The organism is Peribacillus sp. S4, assembly GCF_046715815.1.
Lineage (GTDB): Bacteria > Bacillota > Bacilli > Bacillales > DSM-1321 > Peribacillus > Peribacillus frigoritolerans.
In genome coordinates this window covers 698,254-724,906 of the sequence record NZ_CP175708.1, presented here as the reverse complement: position 1 = coordinate 724,906, position 26,653 = coordinate 698,254, and the positions used below count along the sequence as shown (strand labels likewise).

Here is a 26,653-nt window from a genome sequence, read left to right as displayed (position 1 = left end):
TTTGCGCCTCCCGATTCCATTATCTTCGTGTCATCCATACCCGCTGACCACAATCATTCTATTAAACCAGTAATCACCTTATTTGTTAGAATTCAATATATGAAACAAATCTTCCTCAGTGAGCATCGCATCCGGGAAATCACTTTCTATTAAAGAACCTTGGTCAAATTCAGTTCCCTTGATTTCCATGACAACATCACCAATAGCTTCCATTATTAGATTCATCTTTTCTTCGGCTAATTTTGAAATTATTTTTATGGTTAGTTTTCCATCCTGGATAAATGACAGGAAATGCAATTTTGGTTTATTTTCAAACTCACCAAAGTCCCTGCTATTGGATGATTCAAATTGAGAATCCAATCTTCCTAAGTAATTAAAAGTAACGTAGATATCCGGCTCCTGAATGACCCCAGGCCGTAAATACTTGATGACTCCATAATCAAAACCTTTATTCGGGATTTCCCTTATAGCATTCTTCGTGTTTTTTAAAGTATCGTCAAACGTCCCATCTGAATGCAGCAATATTGGATACATCGCAGTAAACCAGCCAACGGTCCTAGTAACATCGATTGTTTCATCCACCATTTCCCTGCCATGCCCTTCTGCTTCCAACCAGAAGTTCTTCACTTCAAAAGATTGTTTCAAACCCTTTGCGATTAATGACAACAATACTTCTTCCACAGTCGCTTTTGATTGCCTTGATAATTCCTGGATCAAGAATTCAGTTTCTTCCTCACTGAATGATTTCTCCATCGTTCTTTCTTCTTTAGCTATAAAGTCTTCCGCTATCTTAAAATCCGTTATTTCACTTTTTGTTTTGTGTTCCCAATAACGGAGTGTTTCAGGGTCCATCAACGATTCATTGTATTTCTTCAAGAAGTTTGACCAGTCTTTGAATGATGACGTTTTATGAGCAAGCCTTCCTGTTTGATTGTTTAATGCGAGATCATGGAGGGTATTGAAATCCTCAAGTAAGATCCTCCAGGAAACGGCATCAATCAATAGATGGTGGATTACCCAAAAGAAGCGATACTTGTTCGGCTGTTCTTTTAAAACAAGCATTTTCATGATCGGTCCATTACTTATGTCCAATGAACCTTGAGCCTTACTTTCCCATTCATCTCTCACCCTTATTCGCGTTTCCTCATCCAAATGATGTATATCCTTATAGACTAACTCCCATGTTTTGTGTTCGGAGTCTATATTCCCGATATATTTATCGTCACGTTTTTCAAATAGGGTTAACAATCCATCATGATGTTCCACGATATGTGATAGAATTTTTTCAATGTCCTCCATTTGAGCACAGGAATCTTTACTAAAAACAATGGACTGGTTCCAATGATTGATGGAAGCAGTGTGCTCCGCAAAGAACCATTCTTGGATGGGGGTCAGTTCCACATTCCCTCTAGTGGCTATAGGTTGAATCATGACCTTGTTTTCAGTTTTCGCTATCGCTGCCAGCTCTGCTACCGTTTGATTTTCAAAAATTGATTTTGGACTGATGATTATATTTTCCTTCCTTGCTAGTGAACATATTTGAATGCTCTGAATGGAATCGCCGCCAAGTTCAAAAAAGTTATCCCGGATACTGATGTCATCCAACCCTAAGACACTTTTGAATATTTGAAGAAGCACTTTCTCATTGAACGTCTCAGGTTCTTCCAATGTATTGCTTCTGGTTACGGGTACCGGAAGAAGTGCTGAATCAATTTTCCCATTTGCATTTAACGGAAATTTGTCCACTTGCATAAAGAATGAAGGAATCATGTAGCTTGGTAATCTCTCTTTTAAAAATGCTTTTAAGTGATCGTAATCAACTTGTTGTTTGGATGTGAAATAAGCGATTATTTGTTTATTTAAGTTTGGCTGATCCTGAACCTTAATGAATGAGTCACTTACTTGCGGATACGCATTGAGGTTGACCGAAATCTCATCCACTTCGACACGGAAACCTCTGATTTTCACTTGATTATCTTTACGCCCCAGAAAAATCAACTCACCATCGCTCGTGAATTTTGCAAGGTCACCGCTGCGATACAAACGCTTTCCAGCTTTAAAAGGATGTTCAATGAACTTTTCTTTTGTTAAATCATCATTATTCACATATCCAACAGCTAACCCTTCACCACCAATATATATTTCCCCTGCAGCACCGATTGGTACGAGTCTTTGCTCAGGACTCAATAAATAAACGTCAGTATTCAGGATGGGTTTGCCTATCGAGACTTTATTATTGGTAGTCCCATTGTTTTCATACGCTTTAAACATTTCAATCGTGGTCCATACTGAATATTCCGTTGGACCGTAGGCATTATAGAAATTTATACTTTGATAGCGATCCAGCAAGGTTAATGGACATTCAGACCCGGCTGAACCGACGAATTTCACATGGGAGCCCTCTATATTGAGCTCTTGTAATACTGCTGGCGGCAATACTAGATGCGTTAACTTTTCACTTTTGATTTGATTTTCCAATGCGAATAAATCAAACATTTCCTCCTTATTATTCCCGATATGCAGCTCTGCACCATTTAATAAGCTTCCAAAAATCTCATAAATAGAAGCGTCAAAATTAAAAGTGGCAAATTGTAATACCTTTGAGGTCTCATCAAGTTGTAAGTACTTGTTTTGGCTTATTATTAAATTCACTACGCCTCTATGGGATAACATGACACCTTTTGGTTTTCCTGTCGTTCCCGAAGTATAGATTATGTAAGCTAGATCGGAAGGTGCAATAGATTCGTTACAGCACTTGGTAGCCACGTAATGTACGGATTCAAGATCAATCACCTTAGCTATTTTTTTAATGGCAGGAGCCTCAATTTGATTCGTAATGCATATATCCATTTTCGAATCATTGACGATATATTCCAATCTTTCAGCTGGCATCATAGGATCAAGCGGAACGTATGCACACCCGGCTTTAATGATTCCCAACATGCCGATTACCATATCAATCGATCTGTTTACATGCAGGCCAACCTTATTAGAACCATTTTCGGTATGATTTCTGACCAATTTCGCAATCACATTCGATCTTTGATCTAATTCCGAATAAGTAATGGCCTGACCATTATCAGCTACGGCTAATTTGTTTGAATGCTTCTTGACGATTTTTTTGAATATGGAGGTGATCGTCTCATTTTGATGCGCATCCGAATCCTCACCTTGCCACTCAAATAACAATTGATTCATTTGATTGTCATCTAAATACTCCAAATGACAGATAGGTTTATCCGCATTTCTGCAAATTTGGAATAACCATTTTTCGAAACTCAGCATGAGTCTTTCAATTGTTTCCCGCCTGAAAAGTTCATCGGAATACTCGAATTCCAGGATTATGTCATGAGAACCCTTCACCTTTATAGTCAGGTCATAATTTGAATAAGGAATTTCGAATTTGTCTTGTTCAAGAGTGAAGAATGCGTTGCTAAAGTTCCCATCAAAGCTTTCTTCCATTGCCAAAGCTGTTTGGAACAATGGGGAATGACTGAGATCCCTGTCTGGATTAATGATTTCAACGATTTTTTCAAATGGAAAAGCCTGATGTTCCAATACATCCAAAATCACTTTACGATTCCGGTTCAATATTTCATGAAATGATTCTGATGGATCAACGGTCAGCTTCAATGGCAGCGTATTGACAAAGCATCCAACTGTCCGGGCAAATTCTTCTTGGCCACGGTTTGCCACGGTACTCCCGACAATGATTTGCTTCTTTCCGGTATACCGACTTAAAAACACTTGATAGGCAGTCATCATAAAAGCATATAAAGTCGTACCATTCTCCTTTAAAACCCTGTCAATCCATGTACGAAGTTCATTCGTTATGGCCATTTCCAGTCTTTCGCCTGAGTAAGAAGGTGATTTTGGACGTTGAAAGTCAAACGGAAGTTCTAATGCTTCTTCCTCTTGATCTAAATAACTTTCCCAAAACCTCCTTTGGCTTGGCGTACTTTCCTTGACCCACTCCTTATGCCAGACAGCATAATCTAAATATTGCATGTCCAAAGGGGGAATATCCCCAACCCTGCCTGTTTGAATTCTTTCATAAATCTCCAATAACTCTTCGAAAAAGGTGACAAACGATACTCCATCAAAAATGATATGGTGAAAATTGCATACCAAATAATGTTTTTCTTCATCAACTCGAAATAGTTTCATATTAAATAAATGATCATTTTCCAGGTCGAAGCATCTTTCCATTTCTTCAGTAAGATGGGAGGTGACCATTATATCGCTGACTTCTGGACCTAATCCCCGACAGTCTTCATAGGCAATCATGTTTCGGCTTTTTTTTGATAAGAATTGAAGGATTTGATGTTCTTCTCCTTTGAAATTAGTTCGCAAAGTTTCATGGCGTTCAATCATGAAATCTAATGCCTGTTGCAGGTCATCAATGTCCACAACGCCATTTAAAATGAATTTAAATGGCATATTATAGAGCATTTTCCTTTCACCCAGGCTGTCGAACAGATACATTCTATCTTGATTATGAGAAAGCATTCCTTCACTTTTCCCACGTTTATAAGGCTTATTTACCTCGTCTTCCCTCATGTCGAGGAGCATGTCCAGAAAACTTGCCAGTTTTTCTATATTCCATTGACTTGAAATGATTTCCGGTGTTAATTGAATACCAAACTCCTGTTTTATCGAAGACAAAAACTCATCTTTTTTTTCATTTGTCCTTAGTGATTCATTCATGTCCTCTACTAGTGATAGTTTTAAAGGTTCAATAACAATTGAAATCATGTTTAATAGCCTATCTTCCGTTTCACTGATCATCCTTTTCATAGAAAAACACCTCAATTCTTTTCCATTCAACTTAACCTATGCATATCGTCCAATTGTTTGATGAGTACTGATAGTTCCTTTATGGTGGATTGTTCGAACATCACCTTGATTGGTAATCTCACTCCCAGGTTATTCTTCACCATTTGAATAAATTGCATTGCTAAAAGGGAATTCCCACCTAAGTCAAAGAAGTTGGAATCTGTATCTATTGTCTCTTGTTCTAAAATTTCTTTCCAAAATCCAATAAGTTTTTCCTCAATTAACCTTTCCTTCACCGCAATTGTTGTCTCCATATATTTCCCCTCATTTCACTTTCGATTTTTCCAGCATTTCACTTAAGATTTGATTAAATATAGAAAGTACGGATGACCTTAACTTTGGATTGACCGCTGCCTCATTAAATTTAATTTGAACACTTGAACCAGGGGTGATGATGATGACGATTGGATAATGGGTCGTTTCCCGTCCTTCTTTCAAACTCACATTGATTTCATCATTATTAGCTAGTTTCATCGGATAGTTTTCAAAGGCATATAATGATTCAAATAGTTGGTTTTCCAAATTAGCCCACTCATAAATCTCTGATAAAGGTGTATTCTCATAGGCACTTAATTCCAAAAATTCATTTTGAACCTCATCCAGTATTTCCATGTAGGTCTTTTCGTGGCTTATACGCTTGATGAACGGCACAGTGTTGATAAATGGACCAACCATTGCCTCAATATTTTGGATAGGGATATTCCTGCCGGATGTCACTACGCCGCAGCATACATTTTCCGTACCTTTTACTTCTTTCAAAGTGGCTAGCCAAACGGTTAGAAAGAAAGTATTCATGGTAATCTTGTATTCCTGACAGAATCGTTGAATGGAATCACTTAATTCCTCATCCAATACTTTCAAATAGCTATCCTCAATGTACCCCTCGCCTTCTTGCCCTCCCATTAAACTGGATCCGGAATTTCGAGCACCTTCCAACTTTCCTGCCCAATAGTCCCGCAGTTCCTTATTACTTGTATAATCTTTCATATATTCAACATACTTTTTAAATGAAGGACTCACGGATGATGTTGGTGTTATTGAATGATAAGCAGCAAAAATGTCATTAATCACCATAGAGTAACTCCAGCCATCCATAATAATATGATGGAATGTCCATATTAACTGGTATTGATTTTCCGCAAGCTTAACGATCATGAAGCGATTCAGCTTATTATTCTCGATATCTATGATCTTATATTGATCAGCTAACAGCTTTTCCAACTTCTCTTGATGATCGATCATTTCTTCATATTCAATCTCGGTACCCATGGAACTCATTAACAGTTGGTAGAATACCCCTTTTCTGCTTGAATACAATTTGGTTTTTAAAATGTCATGTTTCCCTGCAGTTGTCACAATGGCATTGGTTAATTTATCGACGTCCAGGAAACCATTAATATCAAAAATGAGCTGCACTTTATACTGGCTGCTTTCACTATCAAACAAGCTATGGTACAACATCCCTTTTTGCAAATCCGTCAATTCATAAATATCAATAATGCCAGTTTCGTTGTGCAAGAGTTGGTTAAGTTCCTCTTCGGGCATATCCACCAATGGAAAGTCTTCCGGACGGTACATCTGTTTTCCCCTTGTTTCTTCTTCCAATGTCCGTAACAATTCCTGCATATTGAGTTGCATATATTGCTCAAAATCTTCTCTTACGAAATGTCTGTTATAGTTTATTTTTATGGTTTGCTCCTCATTCACTACAAGCAATTCGATATCGACTTCATGTTCGGTATAGGAATTATGTTGAATATCTTGTTCACTAAAAAAGGTGACCTCTTTTACAGCCCATTCATTGTTTTGGTGAAATCTACCTAGATTATTGAAACTGATTATCGGCCTATTTTGTTTCATATGTGTCTCGCCGCATAATTCGGTTATGATCCCATACTCAATCCCTTTATTAGGCAGGGTCCTCAACTTTTTCTTTGTACCTTGAATCGTGTTCGAAATCGATTCTTTATTTTCTATATAAACCGGGCACATGGTCGTAAACCAGCCTACTGTCCTGGACAGATCGACACCTGGAAATAACTCTTCGCGGCCATGTCCCTCCAAAGTAAAATGAATATCTTTTTTATTGAAATATTTCCCGATTAGCGCTGCGAAAATGGATAAGTATATTTCATCGATAGATGCTTTATACGCTTTTGTCATATCATTATAGATTTTGCTTGTAATCTCTTTATTCAGCTTCATTTCAAATGATTTTCCATCGTAAACATTTCCTGTTTTGACCAGGGCATTTTCATATACCGTTTCTTGTTCATTCAGCCAGTACTCTTTAATGCCTAAAGGAATGCTATTTTTATATTCATTGAGGTTATTCGCCCATTCCTTATATGATGTCGTTTTATTATCCAGTTTTAGTTCCTGATTGTTTATATCTTGAATATATAGCCGGTCAAAATCTTCGATCAAGATTCTCCAGGAAACCCCATCAACAAGTAAATGATGAATGATCCAAATGATTACATGCTCGTTTTGCCCAGTATTGATGCATACTATTTTCATTAGTGGTCCGTTTGAAATGTTGATGCCCTGTTGTGCACCGATCCCGAGTCTAGCTATTTCCCGTCCCTGCTGGTCCTTATTCAGGTTTGATAGATTCACGTAATTCAAAGTCCAATTTTCAGACGGGCCGATTTGCTTTTCCACCTGCGAAAATGATTCTTCTCTATTGAACCTTGATCTGAGCCCATCATGATGTCTGACGATATAGGCCATGATTCTTTGCAGCCGTTTCTCATTCAATTGCGGGTAGCCCTTTAACGTTACAGATTGATTCCAATGATTAAAATTATTTATTTGTTGAGTAAAAAACCAACTTTGAATAGGTGTAAATGGTGCCTTTCCAAAAACATCAGACTGATTTATCGTTACATCGCCCGTCAATTCCACAACCTTTGCCAGCTCTTCGATACTTTGTTTTTCAAAGATGTTTTTTGATGTGATGAGAAGATTTTCTTTCTTGGCAAGTGAACAAATTTGAATGCTTAGGATGGAATCTCCTCCACATTCAAAAAAGTTATCAAAGATGGTTATTTCCTGATTATTCAGTACCTCTTTCCATATCTTTAACAATTTTTGTTCCGTTCCATTCATGACACTTTTACTGTTAGTTCCTTCCGGGTTCATTTTTGTATCCGGCAAGCTCTTCGCATCCACTTTGCCGTTAACGGTTAGCGGAAAAGACTCCATTTTAATGAAATAAGAAGGAATCATATAATGGGGAAGATGATTCTTCATATAATCCCGGATATAATTTTCTTCAAGGTCATTGTCGGAGATATAATAGGCTATGATGAATTTCTTCGATTTAGATTCATCTTTTATCGCTATAAAGCAATCCTTTATACCATGGCATTTATTTAGAACTGCACTTACCTCCCCAAGTTCGATACGATATCCGCGTATTTTCACTTGGTCATCAGCCCTGCCTGCAAAGAGTAGATTTCCATCCTCGGCATACTTAACCAAATCTCCAGTTTTATATAGTTTCCTTGAGGGATTGAACGGATTTTGAATGAAGCTTTCATCGTTTTTCCCCGGATTATTTATATATCCCCTTGCAATGCCTTTCCCGCCGATATACAGCTCGCCTATTTGACCTTTGGGAACAGGCTTCATCCTGGAATTGAACACGTATGCTTCTGCATTTAAGATTGGCTTTCCGATCGGAATCACTGTATCATCACTTGGAAGTACCTTATATGCTGTTGCAACGACAGTGCCCTCCGTTGGACCATAATTATTATATAAATCAAAGCTCAAACGATCGGGTATCGTTTTTAAACGATCTCCCCCTGTCAAAATAGCTCTGATTGATTCTGGAAATTTCATATCGTTAATAAATAATTGCTCGAGCAGCCCCGTTGAAAAAAACGCGAGTGTGACCTTCTCCTTTTCCATCTTCTCCGAAAGGATCTCTACATCCAATAAATCATAGTAATCCAGTATCAGGAGTTTATTCCCATTCGTCAGATAAGGGAATATCTCCCAAACGGAAGCATCAAAAGATGTATTCGAAACCAGTACTGCTGCATCCTTTCCATCTACTGAATAATAATTGATATGCCAATTACAAAGGTTGGCCAACCCTCCATGTTCAATCATGACCCCTTTAGGTTTTCCCGTTGTTCCTGAAGTGTAGATGATATAGGCCAGATCACTTTCCGATATCTTTGTTGAATCGAATACTGTGCATTCAATTTCTGGTTCTTTTAGTATGTCTTCGATACATAAAAGTTTTTCTTCATCACCGGGATACTTTGGAAGTCCTTCTTCATTACTTAAACAATATGTGATTTGAGAATCCTCAATCATATGTTTCAACCGTGACACTGGCTGTGAAGGGTCCAAAGGCACATATGCCGCCCCAACTTTCAAAATGGCTAAAATGGCCGTAACCATATTGATCGATCGATCCATAAAAATCCCAATTCTATCCTCTACACCTACATGATTTAGGAATAAGCGTTGTGCCACCTGATTTGCCCGGACATTTAATTCGCTATACGTCACTTGATCATCACCATGGACAATGGCAACATCATTGAAATTTGTACTCACTTTATTCTCAAACCTGGTTATTACATCTTCAAAACGATGATCTTCCACTTCTTGAGTTACATTGCCTGTCCCCATTTCGATTAATGATCGCAACTGTGCAGGCTCTAAGTAGGTAATGTCCTTTATCCGCTTGCTTTCCTTGGTTGTAATCTCTAACAGCCAATGCTGAAAATTACTAGCCATCCTTTGAATAGTCGTTTTACTGAATAATGCTTTGTTGAATTCAAACGAAATGAGTAATTCATCCTCATCCATTTCTTCTGCCTGAACAACCAAATCAAATTTAGCTTTAAAGGTATTGATTTTTTTCGGTTTTAACTTGAAATTCCTATATGCCAGCTTTTCTTTTTGGTTATTTTGCAGGACGAATACTGTATCGAACAATGGCGTATTTTCCATGGTTCTTTCTGCCGATAAATATTTCAAAATCTCCTTAGCAGGTAAATTTTGATGGTCAAAAACACCTGCAATATTTTTTATGTTTTTTCGCAAAATCCCTTCAAATGAATCTTCCTGGGATACATGTAATTTAAAGGGCAAAGTGTTGACGAAATATCCTATCAATTGTTCAGTATCCACATGGTTTCTCTTCGCCAAAGGGCTGCCGACGACAACTTCCTCTTCATCAAAGTAAACTGATAAAAAGGTTTGATAGGCAGTAAGTAAACTCATGAACAAAGTCGATTTCGTTTTTTTATGAAGACTTTTAAGGTTGTCTTGAATTTCTTTAGGTAACAAAAAGCTGATAATATCGGACGTGCTTTTACCTTCTCCGGTTTTTTGATGATCATTTTGTAAAAAAGACTTTTGCCGTAATGCCGTTATTTCATTACTCCAGAACTCATTATCTTTATCTGTTACATAATTTGGTGAGTTTTTTTGCCATAAAGCATAATCTCCATATTGGATTGATTGGTTATCTCTATCATTTCGGTCGCCATTCTCGATTTCCTCATAAATGGCAAACCAATCATTGATCAATAATGGAATCGACCAACCATCAAAAATAATATGGTGGATGTTACATAATAATTGATATTCACTTTCATTCCTCTTCACTAACGTCATTGATAGGAGGGGACCATTTACTAAATCAAATTGCCGTTCCGTTTCTTCCTTCACAAAGTGATTCATTTTTTCTTCCTGCATGTCTAAAGGAAGATCCGAAACATCGAAATAATTAATATCATGATGAATCGACTCATCGAAAACCAAGATGCCCGCTCCAGCTTCTTCCCTAATGACACTTTTTAAGATTTGATGTTTATTGCTTAGCTTATCTAACGATAATTCCAGGTTTCCTTCATTCACTTCACCTGCTATTTCATACGAAAAAACGATGTTATATAATGATTTGTCTACATTGGTTTGATGAATGAACCACAAATTTTCTTGCTCATATGTTAAAGGATATGTATTTCTGGCATTGATATGGATAGGTGTATAATCTTGCTTTACCTCTTCTTTTTGACGAGCTTCTATGACTTCGGATAATTTCATAATCGTATCGTTTTCCAATAAAACGGAAGGAGCAATTTCAATATGAAATTGATTATTAATATTGACAATCAATCTCATTATCGATAATGAGTTCATTCCACTTTCAAGTAGCGACTGATTATTTTTTATAACCCCATTGCCTATGATGCTAACCACTAATTCCCTTACTTTTTCGCTTATTGTTTCATCTGCTGGATTCTTGAAATTCGGTGTAGTTTCACGGTCTTTTATTATGAATTTTGGTAATGAAGATTTATCCAGTTTTCCATTTACAGTTAGGGGGATGTTGTCCACCTTGATAAAAAAGCTTGGTATCATATACGCTGGCAATGAGCTTTTTACACTTTCCCTCAAATAATCAGCAGCTAATTCTTCATCAGCAACATAGTATAAAAATAAATGCATATCATCATTAAACGCTTTATCCATCGTAACAACTGCGTTCTTGATGTTTTGCAATTCATTATACGCGCTCTCAATTTCCCCTAATTCAATCCTGAAACCTCTTAGCTGCACTTGCTCATCATTTCTGGAGATATATTGCAGATCACCATCATCCAACAGTTTCACTATATCCCCTGACTTATAGTAGCGGACATTATCGATATCCGTAAATTTCATCTCATTCATCATCGGGTTTTTATAATAGCCAAGCGATACACCTTTTCCTGAAACGTATAACTCGCCCTCTTCATCTCCAGTTACTTCTTCTCCATTTTGATTCATCACTTTGAACCCAAGATGAGGCAGGACTTTTCCGATATTGGTCATTCCTTTTTCAACATCACCCTTAGCGATTTCTTTGTAGGTTACATGAACGGTGGTTTCAGTTATTCCATACATATTTATTAGCTTTGGCAGCCTGCCATTTTCGGGTGAAAACCACTGCGCCAATTTCTTGAAGTTTAATGCTTCCCCTCCAAAAATAATGTATTTTAAACTTAATTCATTTTGACGATTTATGAGCTCACCACTCACTTCGAAGAAAGCGCTTGGCGTACAATTAAAAACGGTTGTTTGTGTATTTATCAATAACTCAACAAAGGATATTGGATTTCTGCTTTCTTCAAATGAAACCACAACAACTTCTCCGCCATATATCCAAGCCCCCCACATCTCCCATACGGAGAAATCAAATGCGTAGGAATGGAAAAATGTCCATTTATCTTTATTAGTAAACTCGAACAAATCGTCGCAGCCATAAAACAAGTTCATGACGTTTTCATGTGAAACACAAACTCCTTTAGGCTTTCCTGTTGAGCCCGATGTAAAAATGATATAGGCTGGATCTTCTGGTTCAATTAAAGTATGTACATTCTCACCTGTCATACCTTTTGATTTATCCATCACTTCATCAATGGATACATAATTACAACCAATGTCGCTAATCCGGCTTTTATCCCCAATTAATAACTTCAATTCTGAATTCTTTATTATATGCTTTACTCTTTCATCAGGACTTTTAGGGTCGATAGGTACATAAGTAACACCCGATTTAAGCAGGGCTATGATCAAAAATAAAACCTGCTCGGATTTTTCAATATAGATTCCGACATTGTCTCCTTTATTTATCCCTTTGTCCTTTATGTACATTGCCATTTTATTTGCTAAGATATTCGTTTCTTTATATGTAAATTGCATACCCTTATTTCTTACTGCAATATTGTCTCCATATTTCCTGACACTTTCTTCAAATAAATTCGCTAAAGAATTCATATTCATCATTTTCCCCCATTATTTTAAATATGTGCCTGATGCAACTGTCAACATATGAAAAACCAAAGAAACCAAAGCGATTACAATCGTTATGATCCATGCATTTCTTCTCTTAATGAGCGCCAATTTTTCCAGACTATAGCTGAATAGAATTAAACTGACAATGTAAAACAACTCAAACTCAGCCATGAATGTGTGAAGGATGGAGCTTTTATCATGCACCAGTAAGGATAAACTAGTGAATGTCGTTTCCTTGCTCTTAACCAATAATGCGATGATTGCATTAACACCGGATCCAATCACGATGCATACCCCTGCATTTATGACAGCTTGGCAAACCCCTTTTATATTTACCGGTCTTTCTTTTAAAACTAAAAATAATAGGCACACAATTAATATTTGAATGATGAATGTAACCAATAATCCAAGAGCTCCCATTACAATTGTGTTAATGGCAAAACTAAGGGCTCCGATCTCTGAAATGGACATGCCATTTAATACGTTCATCCCTTTTTGATCTGCAGAATATAACAAAAGCGTCGTTTCGATACCTGCTATTAAACTGAGTATCAATAACGAAATGATTAACTTGTGAACTCTATCCTCTTTTTTAAAAAGATATTGTACTAATTTGTTTTTGTTTTTTAATTCAGCATTTGCTGCCATTTTTAATTCCATTGGTATTCCCCCTCAATTATTTTCGTAGAATTTATCGGAAAGGTAACACTTCTTATTTCATCATTCACGAGTACAACCGTTGATTTATATTGGGTGAAATTTTTATAGAAAAGTGAGATGTTATCATGATCCATGTCAACCTTGGATATTTCATAGATTTCAAGTGGAGAGGTCAATCCTGTTTTTAGTATCTTTGATAGACTTTCTTTTGCACTAAAGAAAACTTCTTTACTTAAAACACCATCGCTTTCCTTGATCATTTTTTTCTCGGATTCCGTTAAGTAGGTTTCTAAAAATTCAGAATCGGACTTCGTTTTAGTCTCAATATCGATTCCCATTGGATGCAGTTGATCAAAAAGCAATATTCCGAATGTTTTATCCGTATGTGTGATGGATATACCTATGTTCATTAAAAAGAACAAGCTTGTAACAATGACCGGCTGTCCAAAGACTCCTTTCAACAGGGATACATTTTTTATTTCATCCAAACCAATACCAAAAAACTCCATAATTGCTTTTTTTCCAAAGTACAAACTTTTCTTTGCTTCGATGGATCTTTTGGGACCATTTTGCAAATTTAAATAATTCCATTCTTTTTCGTTAAAAATATCATCAATATAGTCCAAATTGACTGAATTCGCTTCATAATACTTGATATAAGATTTATAAATTTTTTTCTTATTCATAAAGTATTCAATCATTTATAATTTTCCTCCCCTCTTTTTTCTAGAAATCCGCATTTTTTCTCCATTTTTTCCCTCTAAAATTTCTTTTTTTAAACAAATATTTCATTTTTTGGGTCAAATATTACCTATTATCATTATCGATAACACTTTATCACAACAATTTTGCCGAGTCCATTAAAAATTTGTAAATTATCTACATTACATAATAACTTTACCATTTTTTATTATTTTTCTACTTTAGTAGTATTTTCATAGGACTTATCGTGTGAAATTTAGAATGAAAAAATCAACTTGAAATTTTCTAATTAAAAAAGCCATATTTTATTTTTCACTATAATTTGTGAAAAATAAAATATGGCTTTAATACTGTTCAATCATTTTGGTTGTTTAATGAAAATGTGCATGGCCTTTTTTAATATCTCATTCTCTTCCTGTAGATCTTTAATTATTTTATCCTTTTCCTCTTTCATACTGAGCCCTGAAAAACCATTACTGGAGTCCGCCGAGCCAACTTCATTTGTTTCTTTATAGATATTGATCCAATTTCTTAATGTAGGTATGGATATGTTAAGTTCTTCGGCCAATTCTCTAGGCTTTCTGCCTTCTTCCAATACTAATCGAGCAGCATAAATTTTAAAATCTTTATCATGGTGCTTCCCCATAATAAGACACTCCTTTTTTAAATTTATTTAGTGCCGATTTTCTGTACTTCCTTTATCAAACGAAAATGTTTTTCTAATATAAAGACTTTCATAAATTTAATTTCAATCTATTAATCAAAATGGAATTGATCGCTATTGCGATCACTAAAATCATTAGCGCTCCAATCAGGGGGTGGACACTGAACCAAACCAAGCCAAAATGAATCGCTGTTACCAAGATCAATAATGGCAATCCATAAAGCAGGCTTATTAATACATTGGGGTTGGATTTAATTGCAGCAGATGGGTTCTCCCATTCAATACTAGGATTTTTCATATCATATAATGGTGTTAGAAGATTATAGCAAACCACCAAACAAGAAGTGATTAATAACATGACTGCATTTTCCATTTCCCAATAGCCAAATAGGGCAAATATCAAAAAGCTGATCACCACGGCTATAATACTGATGATTGATGAAAATATCACTTTAGAAAAATACACATATTTTTCATCAAACGGTACGCTTTTCAGTAAATAATGGTATTTACCTTCTCTTGAATATGGGGTTCCGCTTATATTATTTATACAACATAAGAAAAGGACCGAATAGGAAAAGTATTTATCGAAGACTCCCTCTTTCGTTATATTCAAATTATTCGGGAATACTTCATTCTGAATCAGCAATAACATGACAAGTGAAAAGATCGGAGGCAAAAGAAGACCTAAAGCGATTTGCATCTTAAAATATGCTTCAGACTTAATGATCCATAACTCTCTTTGTAAATAGTTACTCCATTGATTTTTTGATATATTAACCTTTGAGTTTTTCATATTCGTTTTGTTGTTTCCCAATATCCCATTTTTAAAGTAATGAACAGAAATGTTCTCTATAATCATTGAATACAAAAGGAAACCTATTACCATTATCGAAATATAAATAATGAAAAATTGAACGGTTATTTCATTTGATACAAAAGCATCCAATATCCATTTGATCACTGGAATCATATTTGCGGTTTCAAATATATGTCTCATCAACAATTCCAACGAGTTTTTTAGCCCTTCAAAAGAATTCAAATCTATTTCCGTGATGACCTTTGAAATGGCAACTGATGATTTTCCTGCAAAATATACAATGGAAATAATCATAAGCGTTAGGATGATAGCAATGTTAACCATTAAGTATGCTACTTTACTTTTGAATCTATAATAATGCCTATTCATGCACGATAGGATAAAAAGCAGGAACAAGGCCGTTAAACCATTGACAATTGGTAAAAACGTGATTAATTTAATCGCTTCGATAAACTTTAGATCGACTATCAGGAAGCCTAATGTTGGCACTTGGATCATCATTGATAAGATGATCGGGACCCATAAGCTACTTAACACTTTGGCCCTTGATATTTCCTTATAGGTGAGTGGCAGAGGTGCCAATACTTTAAATTCATCATAAGAAAATATTTGTGATGTGGACAAATAGCAAACCAACGCAAAGACCAGAATGCTGGAAATCGTTAAATTATAAAACAGGAAGACCTGGGTATCTCCAAGAAAATAAACAAAGGCGTTAACGACAGTCAGCTGCAAAAACATATAAAAAATGGCTATTATCAGGACAGCCTGCAACATTGTCTGCTTGGGCATTTTATAGAAGGAAGAAACGAAAAATCTAGTTAACTGAAGTTTTTCCTTCATATACCTGAGCCTCCATAAAGGTAGATTCTAATGAACTTTCACCTATTATATTTTGTATCTCATCATGCAGGATGATTTTTCCCTCTTTTAAAATAGCCACTGTATTACAAATTTTCTCTGCCACATCCAGCAGATGCGTCGAGAAAAACACTGTACCGCCCATTTCAACATATTGTTTGATTAAACCCTTAAAAACTAAAACGGCGTTTGGATCTAATCCGTTCAATGGTTCATCCATAATGATGATCGGGGGATTAATGGTAAAAGCCGCTATCAGGGATATCTTATGCATCATTCCATAAGAATAACTTCCCATTGGCTTTTTAATGGACTCCTGCATCCCAAACCGATTGATATATTTCCCCAACCGTTCTTTGTCATCATTTCCATATAGGTTCATCAAAAAACGAATCCAATCAAATCCCGAAACATTGTTAAACACATTTATAGTATCAGGAATGAAGAAAAATTGTTTTTTATATTCTATGCCGTCTTCTTTGGTCAGGCCATTTATTTCAACCTTTCCATTTTCTGAATCTAAAATGCCTGTAATGATGTTCAGCGTCGTGGTTTTCCCTGCACCATTTGCTCCTATAAAACCTAAGGTTTCCCCTTTTTTGATTTCTAGATTTACACCATTCAAAATCTTCTTGGCCGAGTAGCTTTTCTCCAAATCTGTGATGCTTAACAAAGTTATCATCCTCCCATCACTTCATGATTAACACATTTCCATCCTCAACTTATTCATTATTGAATTTCTTTTTAGAAATCCATATGTTCGTTATCAATATCGCTACTGCCGTCCATGCAAGTGCAGCTAATGCACCCCAAACCGCTTGTGAATTGACTGTGCCTAAAATCAGTACTTCCATGGCATGCTTACTCATGCTTGCCGGATTCACATTGTCTATTACCGGACTTAATCCAACTATGATTCTGCAGCCGAGGAGAAATACTATCGAAATTAATGCAATGATACCCTGGCTATTAAAAATGGTACTGATCATCGTCGTGAATGAAACGATGAATAGGATCCATAGCAGATAGAACAGTAAAGCCACTATTAAATCCCCAAAATCAACACTCGTAAACAAAAAAACTACATACAGATATGAAACCAAATATCCCAATGCCACACTGCAGGCAACAAACAGGTAATTGGAAATGATTTTCCCGCTTATATAAGATCCAACCGTCACAGGCCTTGTAAGTATGAAAGCAAGCATCCCATTTGCTTTATCGGATTGAACGACTCCCATCATGGAAACGATGATGATCATGACCCCTAACTGATCAAATTGAGACCCTAAAGTACTGGCAAGAACTTCGCCGCCTTTTTGGGCAGCCATGCTTGGATCAATGGTGATCCCTTGGCCCCCGCCCAGTGCCTCTAATATTGAAGGTAAATAATAGCTTACAACTGGTTGAGTTATTCCTAAAAATATAAATACGAGCGGCAGCCAAATCACTTTAAATTCACGTACTATCTGAACAAATTCCTTTTTAGCTAAAACGGCAAAGTTATTCATTTTTCCACCACCAATTTTAAGAATATCTCTTCCAATGTATCGTTATCTATTTCGAACCTGACAAGATCAACATTATGCTCCAAAGCATTCGCCAGTAGCATATTCTTGTTTGACTCAATATCCTCCACTTCTATCTTTAATTTGTTCCCCATTACCTCTACACCTTTGACGAAGTTCAAGCTTTTAACGTTTTCAATCCATTTTTGACTTTTAGAGGTTATGTCGACATTGATTTTATTTCCGCTATTCCTGTTCAATAATTCTGACATCGTTGTGTCCTCAATTTTTTTACCGCTTTTTATAATGACAAACCTCTCACATATTTCTTCTGCATCGCTTAATATATGCGTCGATAATAAAATTGTCGTATCTTGCTTTATCTCTTTTATGATATTCAACACTTCTCTCCGGCCGATGGGATCTAATGCCGAAACCGGTTCATCCATGACAATCAATGCCGGTTTATGTAACAGCGCCTGTGCAATACCAAGCCTTTGTTTCATTCCGCCCGAAAAAGTCCGTACCTTTGAATTCTCTTCCCCGCTCAACCCAACTTTCGACAATATCTCTGGGATGCCGTTTAATAATTCTTCCCTCTTGATACCCGAAAGCTGCCCCATGAAAGTAAGGGTTTCTTTGGCTGTCATCCATTGAAAGAAGTTAGGGTATTGTGGTAAGTAGCCTATTTCCTTTTTCATTTTTGAAATTTTCTTACCATCAAGCAATACTTCTCCCGTACTTGGATCTATAATATCTGCAATCACTTTTATCAGTGTCGATTTACCAGCCCCATTTGGCCCAATCAATCCAACACATTCCCCTGATTGCAATTCCATTGAAAAATTATTGACCGCTGTTTTTTCTTTGAATTTTTTTGTAACATTTTTAATTTCTAATTTCATATTCTTTCACTGTCCTTTCTACCGATAACGAAGTACAGAATTGGACCGATAGTATTTGCAAAAATAATGATGAGTGTCCACAATAAAACATTTTTCCTCGTCTTTCGATTTCTGTATAAATCAATTAATGCTATAAGCACTAAAATCATTCCAATTGCAATTACCGGTAAAATGATCGGCAGAATAGACATGAAATCAATATCTTTCAATTCGTTCCATCCATAATGCAATTCCATATATACCACTCCTTTGGTAACGAAATATTATTATCATTATCGATAATGATAACATCTAATTTGGAATTTTGCACCTATTTTTTTCTTAACAAAATATTGTTTTAGTTTTTATTGTTATTTATAATGATAATATTATCATAATGAATAATAATAAAAATATAGCGATATTTATTAATTTTCATTAAATGTAGACATTTTTTTAAAAATTAAAATAATTAAAAAATACCTTATTATTTACTTAGAAAAAATATTTCGGTACTATTATTTTTCGAACCGTGTCATTTTCATGTAAATGACAATGATTCAAACATTACAATATATGAAGAATTAAACGTATTATTCATGACCAACAGGAAAGTTCACTAAAAATTATCCAGTTATAATTTCCAATGTGAGGAGAATACGATGATTAATAAAGCTGAAATTTTAATGCACCCAGTAAGAATAAAGATTACCCAAGCTTTAATGAGAAATAGGGAAAATGGTTTAACACCATTAGAAATGTTAAAAATCATTAAAGATGTACCCCAAGCAACATTATATAGACATATACAGGTTCTTTTGGATTCAGGGGTCATTCGCATAGTAAAAGAAAAAAAAGTGAGGTCCGTTTCCGAAAAATACTACGTTTTAAATGAAGAAGAAGCACGACTTAGCGGGGAAGAATGGAAAAAATCCTCTAATGAAAAAAAGGTGAACTATTTTTCTTATTATCAATTATCCCTTATGACCCAATATCAAAACTATCTTACTAAATTGGAAGAAAGAGACTGCGCAGAAGATGGTTCAACCTTTTCCCTTTTAGAACTAAAGCTTGATGATGAAAGCTTCCTTAACTTCCAAAATGAATTGAACGATCTAATGTTAAAATACTACAAAGCAACGAATCAAAGTGCCAAACAAGACTCTCCTATTCGAACAATCGGCGTTACAATTATTCCAGAATCATAAAAATGAAAAGGCTGTTCCAAAACCTTGGACTCAAAAACGAATATTATAGAAAAAACCGTTAGGAAACATATCTGTATATTCACCAACCAGTCAGGTTGCAGTCCGTGTTTTGAAACAGCCCAATAATTCCATAATGGGCTTACCACCCGTTATGGGACATGACTAAAAGTGATGTACCCGCAATCAGCAGTTCCCCAATGTTTCCTTGATACTGCTGTATACTACGTCCCACAGGTGTTTTTCTTCAGCAAAAGCCTCAGTTATCTTTTTAATAACTGCTTTTTGCTCTGCCTCGAAACGTTCATCATCCTTGGCAGGCAGGTCAGACCTTAACTCCATTACGAACTCTTGTACCTTTGGTGCACGAGGTCCCCAAACAGCTTTTTCTTCACCATCCTTATCAATGAATATAAAAATGGGAATCGAACGCGCTGTTCCATTCGTTAAATATTGATCCATCAGTTCAAGATTTTGATCTCGTAAAATCATGCGAGTTTCGATATTTGCCGCTTCAGATATATTCAGCAGAATAGGAATATTCATCATCGCGTCCCCGCACCAGTCTTCAGTAATGACAATAACTCGAAGTTCCTTCTTCTTTAATGCATCAAAAAAGTCTTGGTCCTCTGCAGAAGTGGAAAAACCTTGCTGGATCGATTGTAAGTTTTCTTTATGAACTTTCATCGAAGATACAAATTCTTGAGCAGGAATCCCCTTTTCAAACCATTCATTCAGTGTCGTCATCGTATTTCTCCTAACTATTCTTTAAATTAAAAGTACCATAAACCACTTATTATTTCATTGTTTCCATCCCGAAAAATAAAATGACAAATTGGTAAATTAAATCCATGTTTTCTTTCCCGTGTAAAGGGAAAACTATACTTACATTCAATAGCTTACTAACTATTTTATATTGATAGAAACATTGTTTTCTAGTTTAGGAGATGAAATTTTGTGGAAGGCTTTCTCTTTGCGCTACTCCCTGCATTGACATGGGGCAGCTTAGTGCTTGTTTCCGAAAAACTCGGAGGCAACTCTTATAATCAAACACTTGGCATTACAATCGGTTCATTACTGTTCGCCATCATGATGACTTTCATCAATCCGCCGGAATGGAGCAGTCTAGTGTGGATTGTCGGCATCATTTCCGGGATAGGCTGGGCATTCGGGCAGTTATTTCAATTCAATAGCGTCAAGGAAATCGGGGTATCGAAAACCGTTCCAATCTCAACAGGACTGCAAATTCTAGGAAATACATTTTTTGCGGTCATCATTTTCAGGGAATGGAATGACAAGATGACAATCATCATCGGCATTGTTGCAATCATCTGTTTGATTACAGGTGTCTTGCTGACAAGCTATGGCGATGGTGATAACAAAAAAGAAGGAAACATGAAAAAAGGGATTATTTACCTTGCTATTTCTACGGTGGGTTATGTTACATATGTCATCGTCGTCAGATGGAATGAGGTTGACGGATGGTCGGCCATCCTGCCGCAAGCAATTGGCATGTTCCTGGCTGCCTTGCTCCTTTCCATCAAACATAAACCGTTTAATAAGTATGCCGGACGAAATATTCTAACCGGAATGATGTGGGCTGTCGGTAATATCGGTCTCCTGCTCGCTAATCCTAAAGTGGGCGTGGCCATCGCATTCTCATTTTCCCAAATGGGAATCGTCATTTCCACTTTAGGCGGCATCTTTCTTTTAGGAGAGAAAAAATCCCAAAAGCAAATGGCCTTTGTCATCATCGGGTGTGTACTCGTAATTGCTGGCGGAATCATGATTGGCTTTACAAAAGAATAGTCAAAGGAGAGCTGAACGATGTATGAAGATTTAGAGAAAAAAGTCGTCGTGATCACTGGCGCGGCAAAAGGATTAGGAAAAGCCATGGCCGAAAGGTTCGGTAAAGAAAAAGCACATGTCGTATTAAATTATCACACTGAAAATGGTGACCATAAGGAAATCATCAAAACGATTGAAGCAGCAGGCGGGAAAGCCGCAGCCATTCAAGGTGACGTTTCAAAGGAAGCGGATGTGAAGAAATTGCTTTCTTTCGCTGTTGACACCTTTGGTACTATCGACATCATGATCAACAATGCTGGTATTGAAAATGAAGTGCCCAGCGAAAAATTGACTCTTGAAGATTGGCAGAAAGTCATCGATGTAAATCTAACGGGGATGTTCCTGGCAAGCAGGGAAGCAATCAGTTATATGCTCGATCATGGCATTAAGGGCAATATCATTAATATGTCTTCCGTTCATGACCGGATACCTTGGCCTCATTTTGTCCACTATGCAGCAAGTAAGGGCGGAGTCAAGATGATGACAGAAACCCTTGCACTAGAATATGCTCCTAAAGGGATCCGCATTAATAATATTTCACCTGGTGCAATCGACACACCCATCAATGCCGAAAAATTCAATGACCCGAAAGCTAAACAAGAAGTAATCAACCTGATACCGATGGGATACATCGGAAAACCGGAACAAATTGCCGCTTGTGCCGCTTGGCTTGCTTCCGCCGAATCGAGCTATGTAACGGGAATGACCTTATATGCTGATGGCGGAATGACCAAATATCCAGGTTTCCAAGCAGGAAAAGGCTGAACTTAACTTGTTAGTTTTAGTAGCGATTGATATTTAGGAGAAAAGAATTTGAGGGACTAGGATTTCTCCTATGTCCCTCATTCCTTTTTACTCCCATTATATATGACTTTAATGATTCTAATGAAAATGCGAGATATCCCTTATTCCAAATAATTTGATATTTCTTCATTAGCAAAGCGATTTTTTGGATTCTTTAATCCAAGGTGATCACGGAGAGTGTCTCCTTCATAGTCCAAACGGAACAAACCCCTCTCCTGTAAAATTGGAACAACCTTCTCGACGAAATCCTCTAAGTCGCCTGGTAACAATGGAAATTGAAGCATAAAGCCATCTGCTGCTTTTTCAGTAAACCATACCTCCATTTCATCAGCTACTTGAGTTGGTGTACCGACAAATCTATCTCGTCTGGCAGGACTGAAAAATCTCGCATATAATTCACCCACTTTTATGTCTTCTTCACCAATAATTTTCTTCATTTCATTAAAGTTACTTTGTATGCTATTTACTAATGGAAATTCAACATCCTTCGCTGGTGTATCTAAAGAATATTTTGAAAAATCCACGTTGCCCATATAACCAGAAACGAATTTCAAACTCTCATAAGGGTCGACGAGACTTTGGAGTTTATTGTATTTTTGAATGGCTATTTCCTCGGTTTCTCCGATAATAGGGGAAATGCCGTGAAGGATGTGGAGCTCTTCCACGCTTCTTCCAAAATCCAATAAAGACGTTTTTAATTCTTGATAATATCGTTTGGATTCTTCAATGTTATCCCAATGTGTGAAAACGACTTCGGCTGTTCGAGCGGCTAATCGCTGCCCTGGTATAGACGCACCCGCTTGAATGATAACCGGCTGCCCCTGCGCCGAACGTGCGATATTCAATGGACCTTTTACCGAAAAATAGTTGCCTTTATACCGAAGCTCATGCACTTTATCAGGATCAAAAAATTGTCCCGTTTCTTTGTTATGCACAAACGCATCATCTTCCCACGAATCCCATAATCCTTGGACAACGTCGATGAACTCCTCCGCTCGTTCATAACGATGATCGTGCGCCAAATGTTTATCACGACTGAAATTCAAGGCCGTCTCTCCGGTCGCATCAGCTGTAGTAACAACATTCCATCCCACCCGTCCGCCGCTTATATGGTCAACAGAAGCAAATTGGCGAGCGAGTACATATGGTTCACTATACGTTGTAGAAGCTGTCGCCCCAATGCCGATTTTTTCTGTCGCTGCAGCTAATGCTGTAATTAGTACAATCGGATCAAATCGATTAAGTATCTGAGGATGCGATTCATGATTAATGGCCAAACTATCTGCCACAAAGGCAAGGTCAAATTTCCCTTTTTCTGCAATTTTCGAGAGTCTTTGCAAGGCTTTCACATCAATACTTGCATTGGGATTTGATGCAGGATGCCGCCACGACGCAACATGCATACCTGTTCCAATCAGATAAGCAGCTAACTTCATCTGTCTGTCTTGAGCCATTTCTAATCTCTCCTTTCTTATTTATTAGAATAAATCTCCTTATAACTGCTCAATTCTTTCAAGGTAATGAATGTTGGAATATAGTTTCCATTGTAAGTCTCTTCAATAAATTTAGCCGTTTTCTCTGATTGATAGAGATCAACTAATTTTCGGTAAATTTCATTGTCTTGATCTTCACTCCTAGCCGCTATGATATTAATATAAGGCTTTGCAGTACTGCTTTCATAAATAAGAGCATCTTTTAAATTTAGTCCCGCTTCTACCGCAACTCCATTATTAATCACCGAACCAGCTGTATCTTCCATCACACGCGGGGCACTGGCACCATCGACAGGAACAATTTTGATTTTCTTCGGATTTTCCTTTATTTTGTCCTGTCCGCCATTCCCGTCAAAGTCATCCACAACCTCTAAGAGTTTTGCTTCTTGTAATAGCAATAAAGCCCTTCCCCAGTTAGCTTGGTCATTGGGCACAGCAATTTGTGCACCTTTTGGGATCTCTTCCACCGATTTATATTTGCTTGAATACAAACCGAGAGGAGCAATAATTGTAGTCCCAATTGGAACGATGTCTGTATTATTGTTCGCATTAAATGAATCTAAATAGGCAACATGTTGAAAGGCGTTGATATCAATATCCCCTTCTGCCAGCGCTTCGTTCGGATCATATGCCGAAGAGAAATTAACAAGTTCAATTTCCACCCCTTCTTTTTCAGCCTGTTCCTTTAAAAATTCCCATGTTCGAAGTTCAGAATTTCTAATCCCTACCTTCACTTTCTGTTTCCCTCCTGCATTCGTTGAATCACTTGAGCAACCTGCCAATAACACCCCCAAGATAAGCAGTATAGGTAAAATGCATTTTTTCATCATTCATTCCACTCTCCCTTTCTACACTACCGCCACTACACTCTTCTAATTTTCCGTTCGAATATATTTCCTAAACTTTGTACTCCCTGAACAACAATTACTAGAATTACAACGGTGACGAATATCGTAATAGTGCTAAAGCGTTGATAGCCATATGTTATCGCTACATCTCCAAGTCCACCGCCACCTATAGCTCCTGCCATGGCTGTAGCGCCCACTAAACCAATTGTTGCAGTTGTTATACTTAGAATTAATGACGCAAAAGCCTCAGGCATTAAAAACCTGAAAATAATTTGTATCGGCGTTGCTCCCATGGCTTTCGCGGCTTCAATAATGCCTTCATCCACTTCCAATAGCGAATTCTCCACAAGTCTTGAGATATATGGGCCAATATGAAGCACGAGTGGCACAATTGCTGCTGTTGTACCAATCGACGTACCAACCATTAGTCTTGTAAATGGAATAATCGCCACAAGCAAGATAATAAACGGAATCGATCGGAAGATATTCACAATCGGATTCACGATAGAAAAAATAAATCTATTTTCATAAATATGACCTTTTCTTGTTACAACCAATAAAATGCCTAAGAATATTCCAATGATGCTTCCAAAGAAAAGTGAAATACTAACCATGTACAGCGTTTCCCACAAGGCGTTTAAAATGAGCTCTTTGCTTACTTCCATCCTTCGTAACCTCCTTCACTTTGACATTTTGATTCTTTATAAACTGTAATGCCCGATCAATTTCATCCTCATTTCCTATTATTTCAACAATTAAATTACCAAATGGGATGCCTTGTAACTCAGTAATATTGCCGAACAGAACGTTTATTTCCACATTAAACCTCTTCGCTGTTTTTGAAACGATAGGCTGCCCAGAGCTCAATCCCAAAAAATCAATTTTAAAAATTCGACTGAAATAGGCATCCTCATTGAGCAATCCATATACACTTGATGGCACTTCATCGCGAACAACCGATCGAATGAAGTTACGTGTTGTTTCTGTTCGTGGACGGGCAAAAATATCGATCACATTTCCTGATTCAATCACGCTCCCATCCTCCATCACTGCAACCCGATTACAAATTTCTTTAATCACTTCCATTTCGTGTGTGATAATTAGAATGGTAATTTTATATTCTTCATTAATCCGTTTCAACAGATTCAGGATTGATTTTGTTGTTTGTGGATCCAATGCCGATGTTGCTTCATCGCATAATAAAATCGAAGGGTTTGTAGCCAAAGCACGGGCAATCCCGACACGCTGCTTTTGTCCACCTGAAAGTTGATTTGGATAGTTCATTGCTTTGTCTTCTAGACCAACAAAACGGAGAATCTCATTAACTCGTTCTTCAATCTCTTTTTTCTTTTTTTTACCTAACAATAATGGCATCGCCACATTATCAAAGACTGTTTTGGAATTAAGTAAATTAAAATGCTGAAAAATCATGCCAATATTTTTCTTAGCTTCACGCAAATCTTTTTCAGACATCTTGGCAAGGTCTTTTCCTTCTACAATCACTTCACCTGAAGTAGGATATTCAAGTAGATTCACAGTTCGGATGAGTGTACTTTTTCCGGCTCCACTAAAACCGATAACCCCGAATATATCCCCTTTTTCAACGGTTATATTAATCTCCTTTAACGCTTCAACTTTCTTCTCCCCGCCATCAAAAACTTTTGAAACCCGACGAAATTCTATCAAAGTGGCCACCTCCTCTTATTAA

19 protein-coding genes are annotated in these 26,653 nt (G+C 36.9%); 3 read left to right on the top strand and 16 right to left on the bottom strand.

Features of this window, described 5'->3' with window-relative positions:
* Positions 1–78 precede the first annotated feature (78 nt).
* From ACJ9PY_RS03430 to ACJ9PY_RS03380, 11 genes are all read right to left on the bottom strand, one after another.
* On the bottom strand, positions 79–4,797 hold the full coding sequence (locus ACJ9PY_RS03430) for an amino acid adenylation domain-containing protein (protein ID WP_411739483.1): 4,719 nt from the start codon (positions 4,795–4,797) through the stop codon (positions 79–81).
* Positions 4,798–4,823: 26 nt separating this feature from the next.
* Positions 4,824–5,090 (bottom strand): phosphopantetheine-binding protein, encoded by a 267-nt coding sequence (locus ACJ9PY_RS03425; RefSeq protein ID WP_230134683.1) that lies wholly within the window; start codon positions 5,088–5,090, stop codon positions 4,824–4,826.
* Positions 5,091–5,100: 10 nt separating this feature from the next.
* The gene (locus ACJ9PY_RS03420; RefSeq protein WP_411739482.1) at positions 5,101–12,630 is read right to left on the bottom strand and encodes an amino acid adenylation domain-containing protein; all 7,530 of its coding nucleotides are present in this window, start codon (positions 12,628–12,630) and stop codon (positions 5,101–5,103) included.
* Between the two features lie 18 nt (positions 12,631–12,648).
* Positions 12,649–13,308: a hypothetical protein gene (locus tag ACJ9PY_RS03415; protein WP_095678636.1), complete on the bottom strand. Its 660-nt coding sequence runs from the start codon at positions 13,306–13,308 to the stop codon at positions 12,649–12,651.
* Positions 13,299–14,009: a 4'-phosphopantetheinyl transferase family protein gene (locus ACJ9PY_RS03410; protein ID WP_095678637.1), complete on the bottom strand. Its 711-nt coding sequence runs from the start codon at positions 14,007–14,009 to the stop codon at positions 13,299–13,301. The genes ACJ9PY_RS03415 and ACJ9PY_RS03410 overlap by 10 nt, the downstream gene beginning before the upstream one ends.
* 359 nt (positions 14,010–14,368) lie before the next feature.
* On the bottom strand, positions 14,369–14,656 hold the full coding sequence (locus ACJ9PY_RS03405) for a transposase (RefSeq protein WP_034305533.1): 288 nt from the start codon (positions 14,654–14,656) through the stop codon (positions 14,369–14,371).
* Between the two features lie 88 nt (positions 14,657–14,744).
* Complete coding sequence (locus ACJ9PY_RS03400) at positions 14,745–16,337, bottom strand: hypothetical protein (RefSeq protein WP_411739481.1); 1,593 nt, start codon at positions 16,335–16,337, stop codon at positions 14,745–14,747.
* Positions 16,312–17,028, bottom strand: a complete 717-nt coding sequence (locus ACJ9PY_RS03395) for an ABC transporter ATP-binding protein (RefSeq protein ID WP_170946889.1) — start codon at positions 17,026–17,028, stop codon at positions 16,312–16,314. Before ACJ9PY_RS03395 ends, ACJ9PY_RS03400 begins: the two co-directional genes overlap by 26 nt.
* 49 nt (positions 17,029–17,077) lie before the next feature.
* Positions 17,078–17,866 carry an ABC transporter permease gene (locus ACJ9PY_RS03390; protein WP_411739480.1) on the bottom strand — a complete coding sequence of 263 codons (789 nt, stop codon included), beginning with the start codon at positions 17,864–17,866 and terminating at the stop codon, positions 17,078–17,080.
* Positions 17,863–18,768, bottom strand: coding sequence for an ATP-binding cassette domain-containing protein (locus tag ACJ9PY_RS03385; RefSeq protein ID WP_400450463.1), 906 nt, complete (start codon positions 18,766–18,768; stop codon positions 17,863–17,865). Before ACJ9PY_RS03385 ends, ACJ9PY_RS03390 begins: the two co-directional genes overlap by 4 nt.
* A complete protein-coding gene (locus ACJ9PY_RS03380; protein ID WP_034305547.1) occupies positions 18,765–19,004 on the bottom strand; it encodes a PLD nuclease N-terminal domain-containing protein in 240 nt (79 codons plus the stop codon). Before ACJ9PY_RS03380 ends, ACJ9PY_RS03385 begins: the two co-directional genes overlap by 4 nt.
* 405 nt (positions 19,005–19,409) lie before the next feature.
* Between ACJ9PY_RS03380 and ACJ9PY_RS03375 the strand changes: the two genes are divergently transcribed.
* On the top strand, positions 19,410–19,955 hold the full coding sequence (locus tag ACJ9PY_RS03375; RefSeq protein WP_034305549.1) for a helix-turn-helix domain-containing protein: 546 nt from the start codon (positions 19,410–19,412) through the stop codon (positions 19,953–19,955).
* A 183-nt stretch (positions 19,956–20,138) separates the two neighbouring features.
* On the opposite strand, the gene ACJ9PY_RS03370 is transcribed toward ACJ9PY_RS03375, so the two are convergent.
* A complete protein-coding gene (locus ACJ9PY_RS03370; protein WP_411739479.1) occupies positions 20,139–20,699 on the bottom strand; it encodes a thioredoxin family protein in 561 nt (186 codons plus the stop codon).
* 210 nt (positions 20,700–20,909) lie between these two features.
* Here ACJ9PY_RS03370 and ACJ9PY_RS03365 point away from each other — a divergent pair, with 210 nt between their 5' ends.
* Positions 20,910–21,761 (top strand): GRP family sugar transporter, encoded by an 852-nt coding sequence (locus ACJ9PY_RS03365; protein ID WP_098864676.1) that lies wholly within the window; start codon positions 20,910–20,912, stop codon positions 21,759–21,761.
* An 18-nt stretch (positions 21,762–21,779) separates the two neighbouring features.
* Entirely contained in the window at positions 21,780–22,565 is a 786-nt protein-coding gene (locus tag ACJ9PY_RS03360; RefSeq protein ID WP_072272388.1) for a glucose-1-dehydrogenase, read from the top strand.
* 140 nt (positions 22,566–22,705) lie between these two features.
* Here the strand turns inward: ACJ9PY_RS03360 and ACJ9PY_RS03355 are convergent, their stop codons facing one another.
* Genes ACJ9PY_RS03355 through ACJ9PY_RS03340 form a run of 4 tightly spaced genes read right to left on the bottom strand, consistent with a single transcriptional unit; the run spans position 22,706 to position 26,631 of the window.
* Positions 22,706–24,058 carry an LLM class flavin-dependent oxidoreductase gene (locus tag ACJ9PY_RS03355; protein ID WP_098864674.1) on the bottom strand — a complete coding sequence of 451 codons (1,353 nt, stop codon included), beginning with the start codon at positions 24,056–24,058 and terminating at the stop codon, positions 22,706–22,708.
* Positions 24,059–24,075: 17 nt separating this feature from the next.
* Entirely contained in the window at positions 24,076–24,924 is an 849-nt protein-coding gene (locus ACJ9PY_RS03350) for a MetQ/NlpA family ABC transporter substrate-binding protein (RefSeq protein ID WP_411740229.1), read from the bottom strand.
* A 35-nt stretch (positions 24,925–24,959) separates the two neighbouring features.
* Positions 24,960–25,610 (bottom strand): methionine ABC transporter permease, encoded by a 651-nt coding sequence (locus ACJ9PY_RS03345; RefSeq protein WP_057278667.1) that lies wholly within the window; start codon positions 25,608–25,610, stop codon positions 24,960–24,962.
* The gene (locus ACJ9PY_RS03340; protein ID WP_034305564.1) at positions 25,552–26,631 is read right to left on the bottom strand and encodes a methionine ABC transporter ATP-binding protein; all 1,080 of its coding nucleotides are present in this window, start codon (positions 26,629–26,631) and stop codon (positions 25,552–25,554) included. The genes ACJ9PY_RS03345 and ACJ9PY_RS03340 overlap by 59 nt, the downstream gene beginning before the upstream one ends.
* Positions 26,632–26,653 lie beyond the last annotated feature (22 nt).

What these genes read in the sequence shown, in the direction of transcription:
- ACJ9PY_RS03360 (WP_072272388.1), top strand. Translation starts at nt 21,780, where the DNA reads ATGTATGAAGATTTAGAGAAAAAAGTCGTCGTGATCACTGGCGCGGCA.
- ACJ9PY_RS03385 (WP_400450463.1), bottom strand. Translation starts at nt 18,768, where the DNA reads ATGAAATTAGAAATTAAAAATGTTACAAAAAAATTCAAAGAAAAAACA.
- ACJ9PY_RS03430 (WP_411739483.1), bottom strand. Translation starts at nt 4,797, where the DNA reads ATGAAAAGGATGATCAGTGAAACGGAAGATAGGCTATTAAACATGATT.
- ACJ9PY_RS03370 (WP_411739479.1), bottom strand. Translation starts at nt 20,699, where the DNA reads ATGACGACACTGAATGAATGGTTTGAAAAGGGGATTCCTGCTCAAGAA.
- ACJ9PY_RS03375 (WP_034305549.1), top strand. Translation starts at nt 19,410, where the DNA reads ATGATTAATAAAGCTGAAATTTTAATGCACCCAGTAAGAATAAAGATT.
- ACJ9PY_RS03355 (WP_098864674.1), bottom strand. Translation starts at nt 24,058, where the DNA reads ATGGCTCAAGACAGACAGATGAAGTTAGCTGCTTATCTGATTGGAACA.
- ACJ9PY_RS03400 (WP_411739481.1), bottom strand. Translation starts at nt 16,337, where the DNA reads ATGAAGGAAAAACTTCAGTTAACTAGATTTTTCGTTTCTTCCTTCTAT.
- ACJ9PY_RS03345 (WP_057278667.1), bottom strand. Translation starts at nt 25,610, where the DNA reads ATGGAAGTAAGCAAAGAGCTCATTTTAAACGCCTTGTGGGAAACGCTG.
- ACJ9PY_RS03380 (WP_034305547.1), bottom strand. Translation starts at nt 19,004, where the DNA reads ATGGAATTGCATTATGGATGGAACGAATTGAAAGATATTGATTTCATG.
- ACJ9PY_RS03415 (WP_095678636.1), bottom strand. Translation starts at nt 13,308, where the DNA reads ATGGAATTAAAAATGGCAGCAAATGCTGAATTAAAAAACAAAAACAAA.
- ACJ9PY_RS03390 (WP_411739480.1), bottom strand. Translation starts at nt 17,866, where the DNA reads ATGAATAACTTTGCCGTTTTAGCTAAAAAGGAATTTGTTCAGATAGTA.
- ACJ9PY_RS03425 (WP_230134683.1), bottom strand. Translation starts at nt 5,090, where the DNA reads ATGGAGACAACAATTGCGGTGAAGGAAAGGTTAATTGAGGAAAAACTT.
- ACJ9PY_RS03405 (WP_034305533.1), bottom strand. Translation starts at nt 14,656, where the DNA reads ATGGGGAAGCACCATGATAAAGATTTTAAAATTTATGCTGCTCGATTA.
- ACJ9PY_RS03420 (WP_411739482.1), bottom strand. Translation starts at nt 12,630, where the DNA reads ATGAATTCTTTAGCGAATTTATTTGAAGAAAGTGTCAGGAAATATGGA.
- ACJ9PY_RS03410 (WP_095678637.1), bottom strand. Translation starts at nt 14,009, where the DNA reads ATGATTGAATACTTTATGAATAAGAAAAAAATTTATAAATCTTATATC.
- ACJ9PY_RS03350 (WP_411740229.1), bottom strand. Translation starts at nt 24,924, where the DNA reads ATGAAAAAATGCATTTTACCTATACTGCTTATCTTGGGGGTGTTATTG.